16 protein-coding genes are annotated in these 18738 nt (G+C 62.7%); 4 read left to right on the forward strand and 12 right to left on the reverse strand.

The window, feature by feature from the left end; all coding sequences use genetic code 11:
• Positions 1 to 100: 100 nt before the first annotated feature.
• Positions 101 to 2947 (reverse strand): bifunctional transaldolase/phosoglucose isomerase, encoded by a 2847-nt coding sequence (locus tag GSQ88_RS25265; RefSeq protein ID WP_159010493.1) that lies wholly within the window; start codon positions 2945 to 2947, stop codon positions 101 to 103.
• Between the two features lie 296 nt (positions 2948 to 3243).
• Here GSQ88_RS25265 and GSQ88_RS25270 point away from each other — a divergent pair, with 296 nt between their 5' ends.
• Positions 3244 to 4341: an alpha/beta hydrolase family protein gene (locus tag GSQ88_RS25270; RefSeq protein ID WP_159010494.1), complete on the forward strand. Its 1098-nt coding sequence runs from the start codon at positions 3244 to 3246 to the stop codon at positions 4339 to 4341.
• Between the two features lie 145 nt (positions 4342 to 4486).
• Positions 4487 to 5680 (forward strand): ABC transporter substrate-binding protein, encoded by a 1194-nt coding sequence (locus GSQ88_RS25275; protein WP_159010495.1) that lies wholly within the window; start codon positions 4487 to 4489, stop codon positions 5678 to 5680.
• A gap of 117 nt (positions 5681 to 5797) precedes the next feature.
• Here the strand turns inward: GSQ88_RS25275 and GSQ88_RS25280 are convergent, their stop codons facing one another.
• From GSQ88_RS25280 to pqqA, 11 genes are all read right to left on the reverse strand, one after another.
• Positions 5798 to 6853, reverse strand: coding sequence for a 2-oxoacid:ferredoxin oxidoreductase subunit beta (locus GSQ88_RS25280; RefSeq protein ID WP_159010496.1), 1056 nt, complete (start codon positions 6851 to 6853; stop codon positions 5798 to 5800).
• A complete protein-coding gene (locus GSQ88_RS25285; protein WP_174248105.1) occupies positions 6850 to 8697 on the reverse strand; it encodes a 2-oxoacid:acceptor oxidoreductase subunit alpha in 1848 nt (615 codons plus the stop codon). The genes GSQ88_RS25280 and GSQ88_RS25285 overlap by 4 nt, the downstream gene beginning before the upstream one ends.
• A complete protein-coding gene (locus GSQ88_RS25290; RefSeq protein WP_159010498.1) occupies positions 8667 to 10466 on the reverse strand; it encodes an FAD-dependent oxidoreductase in 1800 nt (599 codons plus the stop codon). Before GSQ88_RS25290 ends, GSQ88_RS25285 begins: the two co-directional genes overlap by 31 nt.
• Before the next feature lie 292 nt (positions 10467 to 10758).
• The gene (chrA, locus tag GSQ88_RS25295) at positions 10759 to 11961 is read right to left on the reverse strand and encodes a chromate efflux transporter (protein ID WP_159010499.1); all 1203 of its coding nucleotides are present in this window, start codon (positions 11959 to 11961) and stop codon (positions 10759 to 10761) included.
• A 22-nt stretch (positions 11962 to 11983) separates the two neighbouring features.
• Positions 11984 to 12649 carry a DUF4286 family protein gene (locus GSQ88_RS25300; RefSeq protein WP_159010500.1) on the reverse strand — a complete coding sequence of 222 codons (666 nt, stop codon included), beginning with the start codon at positions 12647 to 12649 and terminating at the stop codon, positions 11984 to 11986.
• A gap of 23 nt (positions 12650 to 12672) precedes the next feature.
• Positions 12673 to 13662 (reverse strand): prolyl aminopeptidase, encoded by a 990-nt coding sequence (gene pip, locus GSQ88_RS25305; protein WP_159010501.1) that lies wholly within the window; start codon positions 13660 to 13662, stop codon positions 12673 to 12675.
• Entirely contained in the window at positions 13652 to 14860 is a 1209-nt protein-coding gene (pqqE, locus tag GSQ88_RS25310; protein ID WP_159010502.1) for a pyrroloquinoline quinone biosynthesis protein PqqE, read from the reverse strand. The genes pip and pqqE overlap by 11 nt, the downstream gene beginning before the upstream one ends.
• On the reverse strand, positions 14857 to 15174 hold the full coding sequence (pqqD, locus tag GSQ88_RS25315; protein WP_159010503.1) for a pyrroloquinoline quinone biosynthesis peptide chaperone PqqD: 318 nt from the start codon (positions 15172 to 15174) through the stop codon (positions 14857 to 14859). Before pqqD ends, pqqE begins: the two co-directional genes overlap by 4 nt.
• A 24-nt stretch (positions 15175 to 15198) precedes the next feature.
• Positions 15199 to 15954, reverse strand: a complete 756-nt coding sequence (gene pqqC / locus GSQ88_RS25320; RefSeq protein WP_174248122.1) for a pyrroloquinoline-quinone synthase PqqC — start codon at positions 15952 to 15954, stop codon at positions 15199 to 15201.
• A gap of 35 nt (positions 15955 to 15989) precedes the next feature.
• A complete protein-coding gene (pqqB, locus tag GSQ88_RS25325) occupies positions 15990 to 16919 on the reverse strand; it encodes a pyrroloquinoline quinone biosynthesis protein PqqB (protein ID WP_159010505.1) in 930 nt (309 codons plus the stop codon).
• A 165-nt stretch (positions 16920 to 17084) separates the two neighbouring features.
• Positions 17085 to 17165, reverse strand: coding sequence for a pyrroloquinoline quinone precursor peptide PqqA (pqqA, locus tag GSQ88_RS25330; RefSeq protein ID WP_012029362.1), 81 nt, complete (start codon positions 17163 to 17165; stop codon positions 17085 to 17087).
• 317 nt (positions 17166 to 17482) lie between these two features.
• Between pqqA and GSQ88_RS25335 the strand changes: the two genes are divergently transcribed.
• Positions 17483 to 17740, forward strand: coding sequence for a DUF6894 family protein (locus tag GSQ88_RS25335; protein ID WP_159010506.1), 258 nt, complete (start codon positions 17483 to 17485; stop codon positions 17738 to 17740).
• 255 nt (positions 17741 to 17995) lie between these two features.
• A partial coding sequence (locus tag GSQ88_RS25340) for a PQQ-dependent sugar dehydrogenase (RefSeq protein ID WP_502706767.1) occupies positions 17996 to 18738 on the forward strand: 743 nt, incomplete at its 3' end.

The raw sequence follows: 18738 nt of genomic DNA on the forward strand, positions 1-18738 counted from the left end.
GATCGCACCGGACGATGCCTTCGGCATCGCCGAGGCGATCCGACCTCTCCCAAAGGGAGAGGTGACCGCGCCTTTACTTTCCGGGTTCTTTTCATCAATTTTAGTTCAGCGCTTCCTTGATCGCGGCATCCAGCACTTGCAAACCCGATGCCAGATCGCCTTTGAGATGCACCCGCAAGGCGCGCCGGCCGCGTTCGGTCAGCACGCCGAAATCGCCGCGGGCTTGGGCCGCCTTGATCACGCCAAAGCTCGCCTTCTGACCGGGGACGGCCAGATCCCTGGTATCGTCGGCGGTGATTTGCAGGAAGACGCCGCTGTCGGGGCCGCCTTTGTAGGCCTGCCCGGTGGAGTGCTGGAAACGCGGCCCGAATTCGGCGCAGGTCGCGACATGGCGCTTGTCGCGGACCGCAAGCCGGATGTGCTGCAGGGTGCCGATATGGGCGGCGTTGCGTTCGATATAGGCCAGCAGCGCCACGTAATCGTCGGCGCCGGAGCGCGCCAGATGCGCCTTCAGCCAGGAGCCGAGATCGCCATTGGCACCCGCCTTGCGCAACGCGGCGGCGTTCTTGTCGTCGGTATAGATCTCGACCGCCTCGGTCGAGACGACAGGATGTTGCGCGGGCAGCGATCCTTTCTTCTCGAATTCGGCCGTCAGCTCGTGGGTCTTGATCTTGGCGGCCTCGACGTCGGGCTGGTTGAACGGGTTGATGCCAAGCACCGAGCCCGCGACCGCGATCGCCATCTCGAAGCGGAAGAACTCCTGGCCGATATGCTCGATCGATTTCATCACGATGCGCGCCACCGGATGACCGGCCTTTTCAAGGGCGGCCAGCTTGGCGTCATGCGTGGCATCGTCTTCACCTTCGGTGCGGATGTCGACGAAGAAGCGGTCGTTGCCGTATTGGCCGACATCGCCCAGCGTCTCGCCGTCGATCGGGATCAGGCCCTTGCCGTCCTTGCCGGTGGATTCCGCGATCAGTTGCTCGGCCCAGGCGCCGAAATCGGCGACCTTCTTCGAAGACAGAATAGTGACCTTGTCACGGCCCTCGAGGCCGGCGAGGCCCAGCGCGAGGCCGAGCTGCACGCCCGGGTTCTCATGCGGCGGGACATCAGGTCCGCAGGAGCGAACCATCGCCAGCGTATGCGTCAAGAGGGTGCGCAGGTCGATGCCGGCGGCGGCGGCTGGCACCAGTCCGAACGGGGACAGCACCGAATAGCGTCCGCCGATGGCGGGATCGCCATAGAAGGTGCGGGCAAAGCCCTGCTTGGCCGCCACTTTCTGCAACGACGAACCGGGATCGGTGACCGCGATAAAGCGATGACCGGCCTTGTCGGCGCCGATCGTCTCGGACACGCGTTCGAAGAAATAATCCTTCATCACGTTCGGCTCGGTGGTGCCGCCGGATTTGCTCGACACGATGAACAGCGTGTCGGCGAGGTTGATCGAGGCCTGCAAGCTGCGCACCTGCGCCGGATCGGTGGAGTCGAGCACATGCAGCTTCGGGTAGCCCGGCTGCTTATCGAAGGTTTGCGCCAGCACTTCCGGCCCGAGGCTCGATCCGCCCATCCCGAGCACCACGGCGTCGGTGAAGTTTTGTGCCTTCACCCGATGCGCGAAGTCCTCATAGTCGGCGACATCGGCCGCTGCCGGGCTGGTCAGCCAGCCCAGCCATTTGTTCTCGTCGTCGCCAGTCCAGACCGATTTGTCGTGGTGCCAGAGCGCGCGTATCTTGGCCGAGGCGCGCCAGTCTTCGGTACTTTTCTCGACCGCTTTGCTCAAGTCGCTGCCGAGCGCCAGCGCCTGCCGGCCGATGTTTCCGCCGAGCACGGTGGCGCGCTTGTAAGCGACCGCGCCATAGAGCTTGTCGGCGGCGTCGGCGAATTGCTTGACGCCGTCCTTGACCAATTCGGTGGTGATCGCATCGAGCGAGATGCCGGATTTTTCGAGTGCGGCGAGGACATGCTTGGCGTCCTCGACATTCTCTTCGAGGCTGTTGCGTGGGGTGCCGTGATCGCGGAAGGCATCGAGCGTTGCCGGCGGCACGGTATTGACCGTGTTGGGACCGATCAGCTCTTCGACATAGAGCACGTCGCTATAGGCCTTGCTCTTGGTGCCGGTCGAAGCCCACAACAGCCGCTGCGGTTTTGCGCCCTTGGCGGCGAGCTTGTCCCAGCGCGCGCCGGAGAACAGCTTCTTGTACTCCTGGTAAGCGAGCTTGGCGTTGGCGATCGCGACCTTGCCTTTCAGTGCGGCGAGCCGCTCTTTCTCAGTCGGATCATTGGCCTTGGCGATTTTCTCGTCGAGTTGCTTGTCGACCGCGCTGTCGATACGGCTGACGAAGAAGCTGGCGACGCTCGCCACATGCGAGGGATCGCCGCCCTTGGCGACGTATTTTTCGAGGCCCGCCAGATAGGCTTTGGCGACCTCGATATAGACCTTCTGCGAAAACAACAGCGTGATGTTGATGCTGATGCCTTCGCCGATCAGATGCTGGATCGCGGGCAGGCCCTGTGCGGTAGCAGGCACCTTGACCATCAGGTTTTTGCGATCGACTTCTTTCCAGAGCCGCTCGGCCTCGACGATGGTTCCTTTGGTGTCCAGCGCAAGGTAAGGCGACACTTCCAGGCTGACGAAACCGTCATGCCCCTTGAGGTAATCGTAGACCGGGCGCAGCACGTCGGCGGCGTGCTGGATGTCCTCGACCGCGAGATGCTCGAACAGCTCGGACACCGGCCGGTCTCCCTTTTTCAGCGCCAGGCCGATCGGCGCGTCGTATTCGTCGGAGCTGCCGATCGCCTTCTCGAAGATCGATGGATTCGACGTGACGCCCTTGACGCCGTCGCTGTCGATCAGCTTTTTCAGGTCGCCCTTGGCGACGAAACCGCGGGCGAGGAAATCCAGCCAGACCGCCTGGCCGTGGCTTTCGAGTGCTTTGACGGGATTCATGTTGCCTGCTTCTGTCCGGGGTGGTCGATGGGTCCGTTGGGACGTGTTCTGGCGAGAAAGATCGATGTTATTCTGGCTGGCGCCAATCTGTGCAATGATAGGGGAATATGCGTACCCCCGGATCATAACGCCATATGCAACATAACGATCCCGGAAATTGGCAGTTTGGCGGCGACGCCGCCGCCATTTTTTGATCACGATCACGGCAGGGATGACATAACCGCATGTTAGGCTGGTTGGTTGCGCGGCGGGGATGTCGATCAAGGCCGGCCAAATGCATTGGATTTGCTGGATTTATGCTGGCGTTCTCGTTGGCGACGGCGCTGCCGTTCGGACCGGCCCGTGCCGAGGGTATCCGGTGGGACGCGTTGCAAATTCCCGCCGATATCCCGGGATCGAATGGCAGGGGCGCGCTGCAACTGGAGGCCATCGTGGTGCGGCCCGACGACGGGCAGCCGCATCCGCTCGCCGTGCTCAATCATGGCTCTCCGCGCAGCGCCGAGGACCGCCCCAATATGTCGCCCTACGGCATGTGGGCCGAGGCGGTGGCGTTTGCGCGTCGCGGCTGGGTCGCGGTGGCCTTCCTGCGTCGGGGCTATGGCCGTTCGCAGGGCGAATGGGCCGAGACCTTTGGTCCCTGTTCCGATCCGGATTACGCCAAAGCCGGGCTCGCCGGGGCCAGCGATATCGCCGCGGTCGCGAGATTCATGGCAGGCCAGGCCTATGTCAGCAAGGGCAGATGGATCAGCGTCGGGGTCTCGGCCGGCGCCTTCGCGACGGTGGCGCTGACCGCGGACGCGCCGCGCGATCTTGCCGCCGCGATCGCCTTCGCGCCGGGGAGGGGATCGTCGGGTCCCGACACGGTGTGCGGCGAAAAGCAGTTGGTCGCGGCGTTCGCCCAATATGGCAGGACATCGCGCGTGCCGCTGCTCTGGGTGTCCGCCGACAACGATCATTTTTTCGGGCCGCGGCTGACGTCGCAACTCACCGGCGCGTTCGCCAATGCCGGCGGTCACGCCAGTTACGTCAGGACCGCTGCATTCGGCGACGACGGGCACACGCTGTTCAGCGCCGCCGGGATTCCGATCTGGTCGCCGATCGTCGACCGGTTCCTGGCCTCGAACAATCTCGTGCTGCGCGACCGGCCGATCGATGTTGCCACTCCCAATGTGCCGCCGCCATCCGGCCTGAACGGCCGGGGCCGTGACACCTTCAAGACCTATCTCGACAGCGGGCCGAACAAGGCTTTCGCGATCGGCGGGGGAACGCATTTCGGATGGGCGACCGGCCGCCGCACGGTCGAAGAAGCGGTCAAGGATGCACTCGGCTTTTGCGTGCCGGCGGCCGCCGGCAAATGCACCGTCGTCAATATCAACAACAAGCCGGTCGAGTAAACGCGACGACGCACGCGGCGGAGAATTACCGGCGCACGGAATTCTCTTTGGTGTGATCCGCAAAGAACGCTTTCGTGTGATTTGCGCAAGCCGCTCCGGCTGAATAGGGTGCGCTGCGTTACAACAACAAGAAAAGGAAAAACCCTTGTCAACTCGCATCCAACTTGTCGCCGGCTCGCTGGTCGGCGTCGCGCTCTCGGTACTCCCGATCACCGGCGCCATTGCGGCCGACACCACGATAAAACTCGGCAATACCGCGCCCTATAGTGGCCCGGCGTCGGCTTACGGCACGGTGGCGCGCGCGGAAGCCGCCTATTTCCAGATGATCAACGATCAAGGCGGCATCAACGGCCGCAAAATCGACTTCCAGACCCTGGACGACGGCTATTCGGCGCCCAAGACCGTCGAGCAGACCCGCAAGCTGGTCGAGCAGGATGAAGTGCTGGCGATGTTCAGCTCGGTCGGCACCGCGCCCAACATCTCCGTGCAGAAATATCTCAACGGCAAGCACGTGCCGCAAATCTTCGTCTCGTCGGGTGCTACCCGCTGGAACGACCCGAAGCAGTTTCCATGGACGGTGGGCTTCAATCCGACGTACGAACTGGAAGGCCGGCTCTACGCGCAATATGTCCTGAAGACCAAGCCGGACGCCAAGATCGCGGTGATCACGCCCAACGAGGATGCCGGCAAGGATTATCTGCGCGGCTTCAAGGCGGGCTTGGGTGAGCGCGTCAACCAGCTGGTGTCGGAGACGACCTACCAGACCGCCGACCCGACCATCGACTCGCAGATGGTCACGATGCGCGAGTCCGGCGCCGATGTTTTCTTCGCGGAAGCGACGCCGAAATTCGCCGCGCAGGCGATCCGGAAAGCCGCCGAGATGGGCTGGAAGCCGCTGATCATCCTGCCGACGGTTTCCAACTCGGTTTCCGCGGTGCTGGAGCCCGCGGGGCTGCAAAACACCGTCGGCGTGGTGACCGGGCTTTATCTGAAGGATCCCAACGATGCGCGCTGGGCCGCCGATCCCGGGGTCAAGGATTTCCTGGCCTGGATGAAGAAGTACCAGCCCAACGCCAGCACCGGCGATCTCTTCAATGCGCAGGGCTATACCGTCGCGCAGGTCATGGTGGAGGTGCTGAAGAACTGCAAGGACGACGTCAGCCGCGAGAACATCATCAAGCAGTCGACCACCTTGAATAGTCTGGCGCTGCCGCTGCTGTTGCCTGGGATCAAGGTCCAGAACGACCCCAGCGACGTCACGCCGATCCGGCAAATTCAGATGGCGCGATTTGACGGCAAGACCTGGGCGCTGTTCGGGGACATTCTCGGCGACAAGTAGGGCGAGAGCAAAGCCAAGCGTCATTGCGAGCGCAAGCGAAGCAATCCAGAGCCGCAAGCAAGGCTGGATTGCTTCGTCGCAAGAGCTCCTCGCAATGACGAAGAGGCGATCTTAGCCTCAGCGCAAACTGGCGTTGATCTTTTCCAGCGCGTTGTTGCCGGGGCACAGCGTTTTTTCGCCGAGCTGGTTGAGCGGCGTGTCGACCGTGTTGAGATGGCTGTGCAGGTCTTCCGAGTCCGGGTCGACATAGAGCAGACCGGTAACGATCTGGCCCTTGGCGGCGTGCTTTTGCAGGAAGGTCATCGCGCCCAGCCGATCATGCGGATCGTAGTCGGCGTCGAGCTTGCGCAGCGCCAGTCGGGTGCCGTCGTGCTGCTCGACCACCTGCACGGTACCCGGCGCGTAATCGACCGTGATCGGGTCGCGGCCGGTGATGACGTCGAGGCGATTGACCGCGTCATTGTGCTCGCGGACATAATCAAAGCTCTTGGTCGAGCCGGCGTGGTTGTTGAAGGCGACGCAGGGGCTGACCACGTCGATGAAGGCCGCGCCCTTGTGCTGGATCGCGGCTGCGATCAGCGGCACCAGCTGGGTCTTGTCGCCGGAGAAGCTGCGCGCCACGAAGCTCGCGCCCAACTGCAACGCGATCGCCACCAGGTCGATCGCGTTATCGGTGTTCGTCACGCCCTTCTTGGACTTCGAGCCGCGGTCGGCGGTAGCCGAGAACTGCCCCTTGGTGAGGCCGTAAACCCCGTTGTTCTCGACGATATAGGTCATGTTGACGGCGCGCCGGATCGAATGCGCGAACTGGCCGAAGCCGATCGAGGCACTATCGCCGTCGCCGGAGACGCCGAGATAAATCAGGTCGCGGTTGGCGAGGTTGGCGCCGGTCAACACCGACGGCATCCGGCCATGCACCGAATTGAAGCCGTGGGAATTGCCGAGGAAATAATCCGGCGTCTTCGACGAGCAGCCGATCCCGGAAATTTTCGCGACGCGATGCGGCTCGATCGACAGTTCGTAGCAGGCTTCGATGATCGAGGCGGTGATCGAGTCGTGGCCGCAACCGGCGCACAGCGTCGAGATCTTGCCTTCGTAATCCCGGTGGGTATAGCCGAGATCGTTCTTCGGCAGCCCGGGATGCTGGAATTTCGGTTTGGCGATATAGGTCATGACTTCACCTTGCGGAGCGGGGTCACCTTGAGCTGATCCTGGTGGTCGCCGATCGCACCCGCAATGAAGCGCGCGGTGATCGGCGAGCCGTCATAGTGCAGGATCGGCACCAGCCGGACCGGATCGATGCCGTTCTCGTTGACGATCAGCTGACGCAGCTGGGCGTCGCGATTCTGTTCGACCACATAGACAAAATCGTGATCGGCAATAAAGCTCGCGACGCTGGAATGGAACGGGAAGGCCCGGATACGAAGCCGATCGAGCTGATGGCCGCGCGCTTCCAGGATGCCGATCGCCTCGTCCATTGCCGGCGCGGTCGAGCCGAAATAGATCACGCCGTATTTGGTCGGCTTGGCGGCGTTGGCCTGCAACGGCCGCGGCACCATGTCCTGCGCGGTCTCGAACTTGCGCAGCAGCCGCTGCATGTTGTCGGCGTAGACCGAGCCTTCTTCGGAATAGCGCGCGTAACGGTCGCGCGAGGTGCCGCGGGTAAAGAACGAACCCTTGGTCGGGTGGGTGCCCGGATAGGTCCGGAACGGGATGCCGTCGCCGTCGACGTCGAGGTAGCGGCCGAAGTCGCGGCCGTCTTCCAGCATTTCCGCGGTCATCACCTTGCCGCGGTCATATTGCCTGGCGTCGTCCCATTTCAGTGGCCGGCACAGCCGGTGGTTCATGCCGATATCGAGATCGAGCATCAGGAAGATCGTGGTTTGCAGTCGTTCGGCGAGATCGAACGCGTGGGCCGCGAACTCGAAGGCTTCGGCCGGGTCTTCCGGAAACAGCAGCACATGCTTGGTGTCGCCATGCGAGGCATAGGCGCAGGCGATGATGTCGCATTGCTGAGTCCGCGTCGGCATGCCGGTCGAGGGGCCGGCGCGCTGCACGTTCATGATCACAGCGGGGATTTCGGCGAAATATGACAGCCCGATGAACTCCGTCATCAGCGAGATGCCGGGACCGGAGGTCGCGGTAAAGGCGCGCGCGCCGTTCCATGAGGCGCCGATCACGATGCCGATCGAGGCCAGTTCGTCCTCGCCCTGCACGATGGCGTAGTTCGCCTTGCCGGTTTCGCCATCGTGCCGCAGCTTCTTGCAGTGGGTGGTGAAGGCATCGGCCAGCGACGAGGACGGTGTGATCGGATACCAGGCGCACACGGTGGCGCCGCCATAGACCGCGCCGAGTGCGGCGGCGCTGTTGCCTTCCACGAAAATGCGGTCGCCGACCTTGTCGGATTTCTTGACCCGCAAGCCAATCGGGCATTTCAGGTTTTGCAGCGCCCAGTCGCGGCCGAGATGCAGCGCATGGACGTTCGACGACAAGAGCTTTTCCTTGCCCTTGTACTGCTCGCCGATCAATTGCTCGACCAGCTTGGGATCCATATCGAGCAACGCGCACATCGCGCCGAGATAGATGATGTTCTTGAACAGCTGACGCTGGCGCGGATCGGTATAGGTCGAGTTGGTGATCGCGGTCAGCGGCACGCCGATCACGGTAATATCGGCGCGGAACTTCGAGGTCGGCATCGGCTTGGTCGAATCGTAGAACAGGTAGCCGCCGGGCTCGATCGAGGCGACGTCCTTGTCCCAGGTCTGCGGGTTCATCGCCACCATCATGTCGATGCCGCCGCGGGCGCCGAGATGGCTGTCCTCGGTCACCCGCACCTCGTACCAGGTCGGCAGGCCCTGGATGTTGGAGGGGAACACGTTGCGCGGCGATACCGGCACGCCGTGGCGCAGGATCGAGCGGGCGAACAGTTCGTTGGCGCTCGCCGAGCCCGAACCGTTGACGTTGGCGAAGCGGACGACGAAATCGTTTACGCTGCTGATCGGGCTTTGGACGGACATGATGATCCCGCGTGAGTCATATCGATGAGGTATTTCTGCATGTCCCACGCGCCGGTGGGACAACGTTCGGCGCACAGGCCGCAATGGAGGCAGACGTCTTCGTCCTTCACCATCACCCGGCCGGTCTTGAGGCCGTCGGCGACATAGAGCGCCTGGTCGTGATGCGGCGAGGGCGCCTTCAGATGTTGCCGCAGGTCGGTTTCATCTTCGTTCGGCGTAAACGTGATGCAATCCATCGGGCAGATGTCGACGCAGGCGTCGCATTCGATGCACAGCGGTGCGGTGAACACGGTCTGGATGTCGCAGTTCAGGCAGCGCTGGGCCTCGCCTAGCGCGAGCTTGACGTCATAACCCAGTTCGACCTCGGTGCGGATGTCCTTGAGCGCGATCACCTTGTCGCGATGCGGCACCTTGTAGCGCTTGTCGCTGGAGATATCGTTGTCGTAGCTCCACTCGTGGATGCCCATCTTCTGCGACGAGATCTGCACCTCGGGCAGCGGCCGCTCGTTGATGTCTTCGCCGGACAACAGCTTGTGGATCGAGAGCGCGGCATCGTGGCCATGCGCCACCGCCCAGATGATGTTCTTGGGGCCGAACGCCGCATCGCCGCCAAAAAACACCTTTGCATTGGTCGAGCCCATGGTTTTCGGATCGACCTTGGGCATGTTCCATTTGTCGAACTCGACGCCGCAGTCGCGCTCGATCCAGGGAAACGCGTTCTCCTGGCCGACCGCGACCAGCACGTCGTCGCAGTCGATGGTCTGGTCGCGCTCGCCCGAGGGCACCAGGTTGCGCTTGCCCTTGGCGTCGTATTCGGCCTTCACCTTCTGGAAGGTGACGCCGGTCAGCTTGCCGTTGTCGTGAACGAACGCGACCGGGACCATGAAGTTGAGGATCGGAATATCCTCGTGAATGGCGTCTTCCTTTTCCCAAGGCGACGCCTTCATTTCCTCGAAGCCGGAACGCACGATCACCTTGACGTCGTCGCCGCCGAGACGGCGCGCGGTGCGGCAGCAATCCATCGCGGTGTTGCCGCCGCCGAGCACGATCACGCGCTTGCCGATCTTGGTCGTGTGGCCGAACGACACGCTGGAGAGCCAGTCGATGCCGATATGGATGTTGGCGGCGGCTTCCTTGCCGCCGGGAAGCTCGAGTTCGCGGCCGCGCGGTGCGCCGGAGCCGACAAAGATCGCGTCGTAGTTTTCACCGAGCAGCTTCTTCAGGCTGTCGATGCGATGACTGCCTTTGAATTCGATGCCGAGATCGAGGATGTAGCCGGTTTCCTCGTCGATCACCGAATCCGGCAGCCGGAATTTCGGAATCTGGCTCCGCATCATGCCGCCGGCCTTGGGGTCGGAATCGAACACGGTGCAGTGATAGCCGAGCGGCGCAAGATCGCGGGCGACCGCGAGGGAGGCGGGACCGCCGCCGACGATCGCGACACGCTTGCCGTTCTTGGCCGCCAGTTTCGGCATCTGGTCCTTGACGTCGTCCTTGAAGTCGGCGGCGACGCGTTTCAAGCGGCAGATCGCGACCGGCGTTTCCTCGACGCGGCCGCGGCGGCACGCCGGCTCGCACGGACGATCGCAGGTGCGCCCGAGGATTCCCGGAAACACGTTGGATCTCCAATTGATCATGTAGGCGTCGCTGTAACGCCCCTCAGCAATCAACCGGATATATTCGGGAACGGGGGTGTGTGCGGGACAGGCCCATTGGCAATCGACCACTTTATGGAAGTAGTCGGGCGCCGAGATATCAGTCGGTTTCATTCCTACCATGTCCGCGCGGAACTCGAACTGCGCAGCCTTGCTTTTTCCGTCGGACGCTCAATCGGCGTCCTTGTGGTTTTCGAATGGGATCATAGGCTTATCTTATTAGAGCCATTCCATATGATGCACAAAGGCAATTTTGCGCGATCTTTAGTTTTCCGCGATCACAACACGGTTTTGCGGCAGTGCAGCATCAGCAAGGCGGAGCGCAGTTGATGCAGAGGTTCGGACTTCGAATGCGACAGGACTGCATGTCGCGCGGACGTGCATACACACGGCAAGGATGACGCATTCAAATCAGTCGCAGGCCAGCTCCGGCTGTGGCCAGCAGCACAACGACGATCCACGGAGCCAATTTCCAGACAGTCAGCAGCAGGAACCCTGTCAGGGCCACTGCAAAATCACGTGGTGTAAGCACGGCGCTGGTCCAGACCGGACTGTAAAGCGCGGCGCCGAGGATGCCCACGACAGCGGCATTGGTGCCGCGCATGGCGGCCTGGGCCGTGGAGCGCAGGCGCAGCATGTCCCAAAACGGCAGCATGCCGTACACCAGCAACAGTCCCGGCAAAGATAATGCGACCAATGCGATCGTCGCACCAGCGAGACCGTTGGGTGGCGGCCCCATGACCGCGCCGAGATAGGCCGCAAAGGTGAAGAGTGGTCCGGGCATCGCTTGCGCCACGCCATAGCCTGCGAGGAAATCCGCGTTGCTGACCCAGCCCGGCGTCACTGTTTCCGCCTGCAACAGCGGCAACACGACATGTCCGCCGCCAAACACCAATGAACCAGAGCGATAAAACGCGTCGAACAGGGCAAAGCCCTGAGAACCGGTCCTTGCCGTCAGCAGCGGAGTGATCACCAACAGGATTGCAAACAGCGCAAGCGCCACCATCCCGGCTCGACGCGATACCGAAAGGCTGAGGTGTCCGGTGGGTGCAGGACCATCCGTCCGACACAGCCTCAGTCCGGCCATTGCCCCCATCACGATCGCGCTGATCTGGCCGACCGATCCGCCGACAAAGACGACGATGGCCACGGCTACAAGCGCGATGGCGACGCGTTCGCGATCCGGCGTCAGGCTGTTCGCCATGCCCCAGATCGCCTGCGCGACCACGGCGACGGCGACCAGCTTCAGGCCGTGCAGAATGCCCTCGGCGACCGGGCCGGTGAGGGCGGTTGCGCCGAGTGCGAAAGCAAACAGGATGATGGCGGACGGCATGGTGAAGGCAAACCATGCTGCCAGCCCGCCGAGTAGGCCGTTGCCGCGCAGGATACCGAGCGTGAAGCCGACCTGGCTGGAGGCCGGCCCTGGCAAGAACTGGCAGAGCGCCACGACGTCGGCATAGCTGCTCTCGTTCAGCCATTTTCGCTGTTCGACAAATTCAGCTCTGAAGTAACCGAGGTGTGCGATCGGCCCGCCGAACGACGTAAGCCCCAGTTTCAGGAAGGCCGCGAAGACTTCGGCAACGCGGCCTACCGATTTTTCGTCATTCATGGCATCGGGCCTCGGTCCTGCCCTAGCCGATGTCGCTCTTCGCCAGATCCCACATCAGGCGATAGACGCCGCTCGAGATCACCGCGGATTTCAGCGCGGGTGCCGCGCCAAACGTGGCAATGGTGCCTTCGATCGCCGCGACGTCGGTGCCGTCGATCAGCACAAACCAGTCGCCGGCGCCCGGATCGGAATCGGACGCGTTGCCGGTGAGCGGTTTTGAAAGTTTTGGGTCGTTCTCCATCAGGTGCATGGAGATGATGCCGTCGCGATCTTTCGGATTGAGCTGATCGTGCAACACTGTGCGCAACGCATCCTTGGCCGCAGCCTCAGGACGCAGGCGGATGAGGCCGAGCGCCGCGCCACGGCCGGTGCCGCGGCTGATGGTGATGCGCGCCACGGCGCGGATCATGTTTCTGAAACGGCCGATATTGGCTTTCGACCAGGCGGTCTGGTTGGCCAACGCCGCGCGATAGGACGGGCTGTCGAGAACCTCGAACGTCGCGGTGGAATACAGGCCGAGATATTTCGGCTTGGCGTGATGGGCGACGTAGCGCCGCGCCTCGAGAAAACCGGGTATCGCGACCCGCTCTTCGAGATGTTCGCGATCGTACCATCGGTTGAATTCGGCTTCATCCGACGCCTCGATATCCATCGACGTCAGCAGCATACCTTTTCCGGCCATCGGCATTTTCGCAAATCCTTATATCTTGCTTATCCCGCAATCCTGGATGCCATATCCGCGATGGCCTTCATCACGGCGTCGCGGATTCCGGGATCGTACAGCGAATGGCCGGCGCCGCCGACGATGCGGACTTCCGCGCGTGGCCATCTTGCCGCCAGCGCATACGACGTTGCCGGCGGGCACAACAGGTCATAGCGGCCCTGTACGATGATGCCGTGAATGTTGGCGAGCCGGCCGGCCTCGTTCATCAACTGGTCGGGCTTCATGAAGCAATCGTTCCGGAAGTAATGCGCTTCCATGAACGGCGTCGCCGGCAAATTGCCCGATGAATTCAGCGCGGCGCGGTCGAGCCGCTCGCGTGATGGTGCATGTTCGGACAAGATCCGCTCGGTCTCGCCCCAGGCGCGCGCGGCGGGGGCGTGCACGGCGGCATCGGGATCGAGGATGCGCCGGTAATACGCTTCGATCGGCTGCGCGCGTTCTTCTGTCGGCAAGGCGCTGACGAAATCATCGTAGAGGCCGGGATAGAGCCGCGGCAGCGCGTTGTAGAACGCGCCTTCCAGCTCAGTACGGGTGCCGAGGAACGTCGCGCGCAGCACGATGCCGCTGACGCGCTCCGAATGGGCTTGCGCGTAGGCCAGCGCCAATGTCGCGCCCCAGGAGCCGCCGACCACCATCCAGCGCTCGAAGCCGAATTTCTCCCGGATCTTCTCCATGTCCGCGATCAGATGCGGCGTCGTGTTATGGTCGCGGCCGCCCTTGGGACGGCTGCGGCCGGCGCCGCGCTGGTCGAACAGCACGGCATGAAAGCGCTCCGGATCGAACAGCCGCCGGTGATCGGGCTGGCAACCGCTGCCGGGGCCGCCATGCAGGTACACGGCCGGAACGCCGCCGGCGCGGCCGACGCTTTCGACATAGATCTCGTGGCCGTCACCGACCGCCAGTTGTTCCGAGGTCAGCGGCGCGAACGGATCGGAGCGGTGGCGCGATGATGTACCGGCGTCGGCGTCAGGCGCCATGATCGTCTTCTGTCTCCAGCGTGCCGCCGGCGAAGTTGCGATAGATGAAACGCTTGCTGTCGGCGGCGGCCTCGGTCTCCGCGAGCTTGAAAATCTGCTCGTGCAGCGGCGACAGCGTGCAGGCCGGATCGGTCGCGCCGGCATCGCCGGTCAGCGCGAAGGCCTGGCAGCGGCAGCCGCCGAAATCGACTTCCTTGAACTCGCAGCTTTGGCACGGCTCGGGCATCCAGCCGGTGCCGCGATAGCGGTTGAAGGCCTCGGAGTTTTGCCAGATCCAGGCGATCGAATGATTGGAGCGCACCGACAAGAATTCGAGCCCGGTGATGCTCTCGGCGGCGTGGCAGGGCAGGATCTTGCCGGCGGGCGAGATGTTGAAGAACTGCCGGCCCCAGCCGCCCATGCATTTCTTCGGCCGCAGCGCGTAATAGTCCGGCACCACATAGTCGATCGCCAGAATGCCCTTCAGCCGCACCTCGGCGTCCTCGACGATGCGGCTGGTCTCCTCGATCTGCTCGATGGTCGGCATCAGCGCGGCGCGATTCTTCAGCGCCCAGCCATAATATTGCACATTGGCGACTTCGAGCCGGTCGGCGTCGAGGTCGACCGCCATCTGGATGATGTCGGACAATTGATGCAGGTTCTGGCGGTGCATCACCGCGTTGACCGTCAACGGCAGATCCAGCTCGCGGGTCCATTTCGCCACTTCGAGCTTCTTCTGATGCGCCTGCTTCAGACCGGCGACGCGATTGGCCACCACCGGCTCGTTGCCCTGGAAGCTGATCTGCACATGGCACAGCCCGGCGTCGGCCAGCGCCGCGAGTCTTTCTTTGGTTAGTAGCACCGCCGAGGTGATCAGGTTGGAATACAGCCCGACATCGCTGGCGTGCTGCACCAGTTCGACCAAATCCTTGCGCGCGGTGGGCTCGCCGCCGGAGAAATGGATCTGCAACACGCCCATTTCGGCGAGCTCGGTCAGCACCTTCTTCCACTCGTCGGTGGTCAATTCGGTGCCGCCGCGATCGAGCTCCACGGGATTGGAGCAATACGGGCATTGCAGCGGACAACGATGGGTGATCTCGGCCAGCACCGCCAGCGGAATGCCGTAGGTCTCCGCGATCGAGCCGCGTGATTCCAGCACCGCAAGCCCGTCGCCGGGATCGCGTAGCGCCACTTTGGTTTCTGTAACGGTCGTGCTCATGACGTTTTCTCGCGAGCTTCGGTCAGGAAGCCTTTGTCGGCCAGGTCTTGCAGCATGGCGACGACGTCGGTTGCGATCGCCTCGCGTTCGGCGGCGTATTTGACCGCGAGCAGGTCGACCATATCGGCGACGCTGCGGACGCCATCGCAGAGCTGAAGCACCTCGACCGCGATCTCGTCCGGCGCCAGCACGCGCTCCGGCGCCAGGATCACCCAGACCTGCCGCGTCTCATCGAATCTCAGCTTGGCATGCCGCGGCAATACCGGCCGGCTGGTTTCGCTGACACTGATGTTGCGGCTGCGCAGGGCTGCCATCGGACTTGCCTTTTTTGTCTTGCTTTAGCTTTCTTTGGGCACGAACGCCCCCGGCGGAATGTGGCCGTCGACATAGGCATGATACAGCGCATCGAGCTGCACCCATAGCACATTGGTCTTGAAGATCAGCGCATTGCAGACCGCCTCGCGCTCCGCCGGCGTTTGGGCATGGGCCTTGACGTAGTCGAGGGCAAAACCGGCATCGCGCGGCGCCTGCTGCAGGCGGCGGCTGAAATAGCTCATGATGTCCGGGTTGACGAAGTTGTAATGCGCCAGCATGCCCGAGATGCGTTCTTCATGCAGGTTCGGCGCGAACAATTCGGTCAGCGAGGACGCAATCGCTTCAAGCGGCGACTTGTCACGAACGAAATGCACATAGGCTTCGACGGCAAACCGCGTCGCGGGCAGGATACCTTCGGTGGATTCGACATAGGCATTGTCGAGCCCAAGCCCCTCGGTGAGTTTCAGCCAGCGCTCGATGCCGCCCTCGGCGCCGAGATCGCCATCATGGTCTTCGATCCGGTGCCGCCATTCGAGCCGGGTGGCGCGATCGCGGAACCGCGAAATCACCACGGCGTCCTTGATCGGGATCGTGCTCTGGTAGAAGTAGCGGTTCAGCGCCCAGGCCTGAACCTGCCCCTTGTTGAGCTTGCCGCCGTGCAGCAAAGCGTGGAACGGATGCAGGCTGTGATACCGCGTCGCCCCGATGTGACGAAGGGCTGCTTCGAGCTGTTCGGCGCTGTTGAGCGGCACGCCCTTGCCGACGGAGTAGGCCGTGATTCCGTCCGGGCTTTTCGCATTCGAGGTCTGGACGTTCACAGCGTAATCTCCGTTCCATCAGCGGGAATTTGCCACCCGGCGCGCTCGGCAGCCGCGCGCTCGGCGGAGTCGCGCAGCAGCACCGGGTTGGAGTTGTTGATATGCAGAAACATCTTCCTGTCGATATCGAGGCCATCAAGGCTTTCGATCGCGCCGCGCGTACCTGACATTGCGATATGACCCATGCCTTGCCCTGTCTTGTTGCCCAGACCTGCCACGATCAACTCGTCGTCGCGCCACACGGTACCGTCGAAGAAGATCGCGGATGCCCCTTTGAGCCGCGAGCGCAGATCGTCGGTGACGTTGGCGCAGGCGGCGAGGAAATAGAAATGTTTGCCGGTGGCCTTGTCTTGAATTCGAAGGCCGAGCGTATCGCCGTCGCCGGTCTCTCCCGCCGGGTGCGCCTTGCCTTCGAGATACCACGCGCCCTTGCCCGGCACGGCGAACGGCAGCACCTCGATGCCGGAGGGCGAGCCGTCGGGCAAGCCCGGCTCGAACGCCTCGTTGACCTCGATCGGCTGCCTGCGCACATTCTTCTCGCTCAGCACATTGAAGATGCTGTTGCTGTTCAGGATCGAAAGCACGCGCGGATGGGCGTAGATCGTAAACGGCCAGCCTTCGCGCATCGATAGCAGCCCTGCGACGGCGTCGATCTCGCCATTGGTCAGGATCACGCCGGCGACCGGGCTGTGACGAAGTTGACCCGCGGCCGGATGCAATTGCGGCGTCGCGATCATTTGCTGACGCAGATCGGGCGAGGCGTTGATCAGGAACCAGTGATCGCCATCGGCGCTGATCGCGATCGAGGCCTGGGTGCTTTGAAGTTCAGGATGCTCGGTTCGCGCCATCCGGCACACCCGACATCCGCAATTCCACTGAGGAACCCCGCCGCCTGCCGCGGCGCCCAGGACGACGACCCGAAGCATGATCCGTCTCCCGGAATTCCAACTCTTCGACTACCAGCTTCGGTAGCTACCGTCTCTGCGGCTTGCCAACGTCTCGAAGGTGGACACCAACGCGTGCGCGCCCCCGTTAGGGAGCGTATCAGCGCCGGACGTCCACCTGCGTAGAACGTGACTTAACGCTGCCGCTTACTTGCGGGCCGCGCAAGCATACATGTTGATTTCCATGCCAACCGGCACTTCGACGATCTTCGGTGCTTTCCAGGCCATTTTGGCTCTCCTTCTCGAGTAGGGCGAATGCCACCCTCACCAGACAACCTAGTATGGAAACAAAAGTTCGCCAGTTAAATCTTTGCCGGCCAAGTTCCCCAATTTATGCTGCAATGCAAAATAAGTTTCACATATTTGTGCGGGCCACTGTCAAACCAATGACGGATCAACAGCTTCAGGATTGGTTGCCGCGGCCGGCGGGCTGGTTGCCGGTTGCAGCGGCTTTTAAGGTCTCCAATAAATAACTCGTGAGCCACATCGGCTTTCCCCTCATCGGCTCTCGCTCGAGCCCTCCAAAAGTAAGTGGGCTTCGATTCATGCCACGATATTTTTTCAATACCCGCATCGGCGGCGAGTTGATCGCCGATCCCGAAGGCGAAGAACTGCGCAATCCGGATCGGGCCTGGGAGGTCGCGCGAGCCATGATTCGGGAATTGCTGAAGACCGAAGGCGCGCAGAACGGGCTGTTGAATGCGACCCTCGAAGTGACCGATGACGAAGGCGAGATCGTTCTGGAGTTTCCCTTTGCCGAGGCCATCCTCGACGGCTCCGGCCATCGCATGACGAAGCACTGAAGGCGGCGGCGTATCCTCAACTTAGATTGATGGGCGCGTGACACCGGCGGGCCGGCTCTATTCCGCCCGCGTCGCGCTTTCGTCACCGTCGCTTGGCAGTCCCTTGCCAAGTCCTTTGCAAACACGTTTCCGATTGCGCACCGGCAAAAAAATGTCGAAGAGTGCCGCTCGGGAAGCCATCCGCGCGGCGCATTGCTCGTCGGCCCTGGGGAATCCGGCCTTGGGAATTAAGGCTTCCACAAAGGGAGAACATTGATGACCATCAGTCTTTCGGCGTCGCGCAGCCTGTTGCTGGCTGGCGCCTTTATCGGTGCGTTTACATTCGGTGCCGCAGCGCAGCAGCCGGCCGCCCCGGCTGCTGCCCCCGCCGCCGCGCCGGCGCTTCCGCCGGGTTCGCCTTTGATCGGGCGCCCCGATGGTGATGCCGCGGCGAAGCTTGCGCCGGTCTCGGGCCCGCCATTGGCCACCGCGGCCGACAAGCTGCCGCTGGCCAAGCTCAAGGTGCCGGCCGGCTTCAACATCGAAGTCTACGCCGCCGGCATGGCCAATGCGCGTTCGCTGGCCCAGAGCGACAAGGGCACGGTGTTCGTCGGCAGCCGCCTCGTCGACAAGGTCTATGCGATCACCAACAAGGACGGCAAACGCGAGGTCAAGGTGCTGGCCTCCGGCCTCTACCGGCCCAACGGCGTCGCGTTCCACGACGGCACGCTGTACATCGCCGAACTCTCCAAGATCGACAAGATCGACAAGGTCGACGACGTCCTCGACAACCCGCCGAAGCCGACCACGATCTACGACAAGCTGCCGAAAGACGAAGCCCACGGCTGGAAGTTCATCGCGGTGGGTCCCGACAACAAGCTGTATGTGCCGGTCGGACAGCCCGGCAACAACGTGCTGCATGACGATGCGCACGGCCAGATTCGCCGGATGAATCTCGACGGCAGCGGTGCCGAAGTGGTCGCGCTCGGCGTTCGCAACAGCGTCGGCTTCGACTGGAA

It is taken from the genome of Bradyrhizobium sp. S69, assembly GCF_009766005.1.
In the GTDB taxonomy this organism is placed as follows: Bacteria; Pseudomonadota; Alphaproteobacteria; order Rhizobiales; family Xanthobacteraceae; genus Bradyrhizobium.

Excerpts from the sequence above, each read along its gene's own strand:
- GSQ88_RS25335 (WP_159010506.1), top strand. The coding sequence starts at position 17,483 with ATGCCACGATATTTTTTCAATACCCGCATCGGCGGCGAGTTGATCGCC.
- GSQ88_RS25290 (WP_159010498.1), bottom strand. The coding sequence starts at position 10,466 with ATGAAACCGACTGATATCTCGGCGCCCGACTACTTCCATAAAGTGGTC.
- GSQ88_RS25285 (WP_174248105.1), bottom strand. The coding sequence starts at position 8,697 with ATGTCCGTCCAAAGCCCGATCAGCAGCGTAAACGATTTCGTCGTCCGC.
- pip (WP_159010501.1), bottom strand. The coding sequence starts at position 13,662 with ATGGCGCCTGACGCCGACGCCGGTACATCATCGCGCCACCGCTCCGAT.
- pqqE (WP_159010502.1), bottom strand. The coding sequence starts at position 14,860 with ATGAGCACGACCGTTACAGAAACCAAAGTGGCGCTACGCGATCCCGGC.
- pqqA (WP_012029362.1), bottom strand. The coding sequence starts at position 17,165 with ATGGCCTGGAAAGCACCGAAGATCGTCGAAGTGCCGGTTGGCATGGAA.
- GSQ88_RS25270 (WP_159010494.1), top strand. The coding sequence starts at position 3,244 with ATGCTGGCGTTCTCGTTGGCGACGGCGCTGCCGTTCGGACCGGCCCGT.
- chrA (WP_159010499.1), bottom strand. The coding sequence starts at position 11,961 with ATGAATGACGAAAAATCGGTAGGCCGCGTTGCCGAAGTCTTCGCGGCC.
- GSQ88_RS25280 (WP_159010496.1), bottom strand. The coding sequence starts at position 6,853 with ATGACCTATATCGCCAAACCGAAATTCCAGCATCCCGGGCTGCCGAAG.
- pqqB (WP_159010505.1), bottom strand. The coding sequence starts at position 16,919 with ATGCTTCGGGTCGTCGTCCTGGGCGCCGCGGCAGGCGGCGGGGTTCCT.
- GSQ88_RS25300 (WP_159010500.1), bottom strand. The coding sequence starts at position 12,649 with ATGCCGATGGCCGGAAAAGGTATGCTGCTGACGTCGATGGATATCGAG.
- pqqD (WP_159010503.1), bottom strand. The coding sequence starts at position 15,174 with ATGGCAGCCCTGCGCAGCCGCAACATCAGTGTCAGCGAAACCAGCCGG.
- GSQ88_RS25265 (WP_159010493.1), bottom strand. The coding sequence starts at position 2,947 with ATGAATCCCGTCAAAGCACTCGAAAGCCACGGCCAGGCGGTCTGGCTG.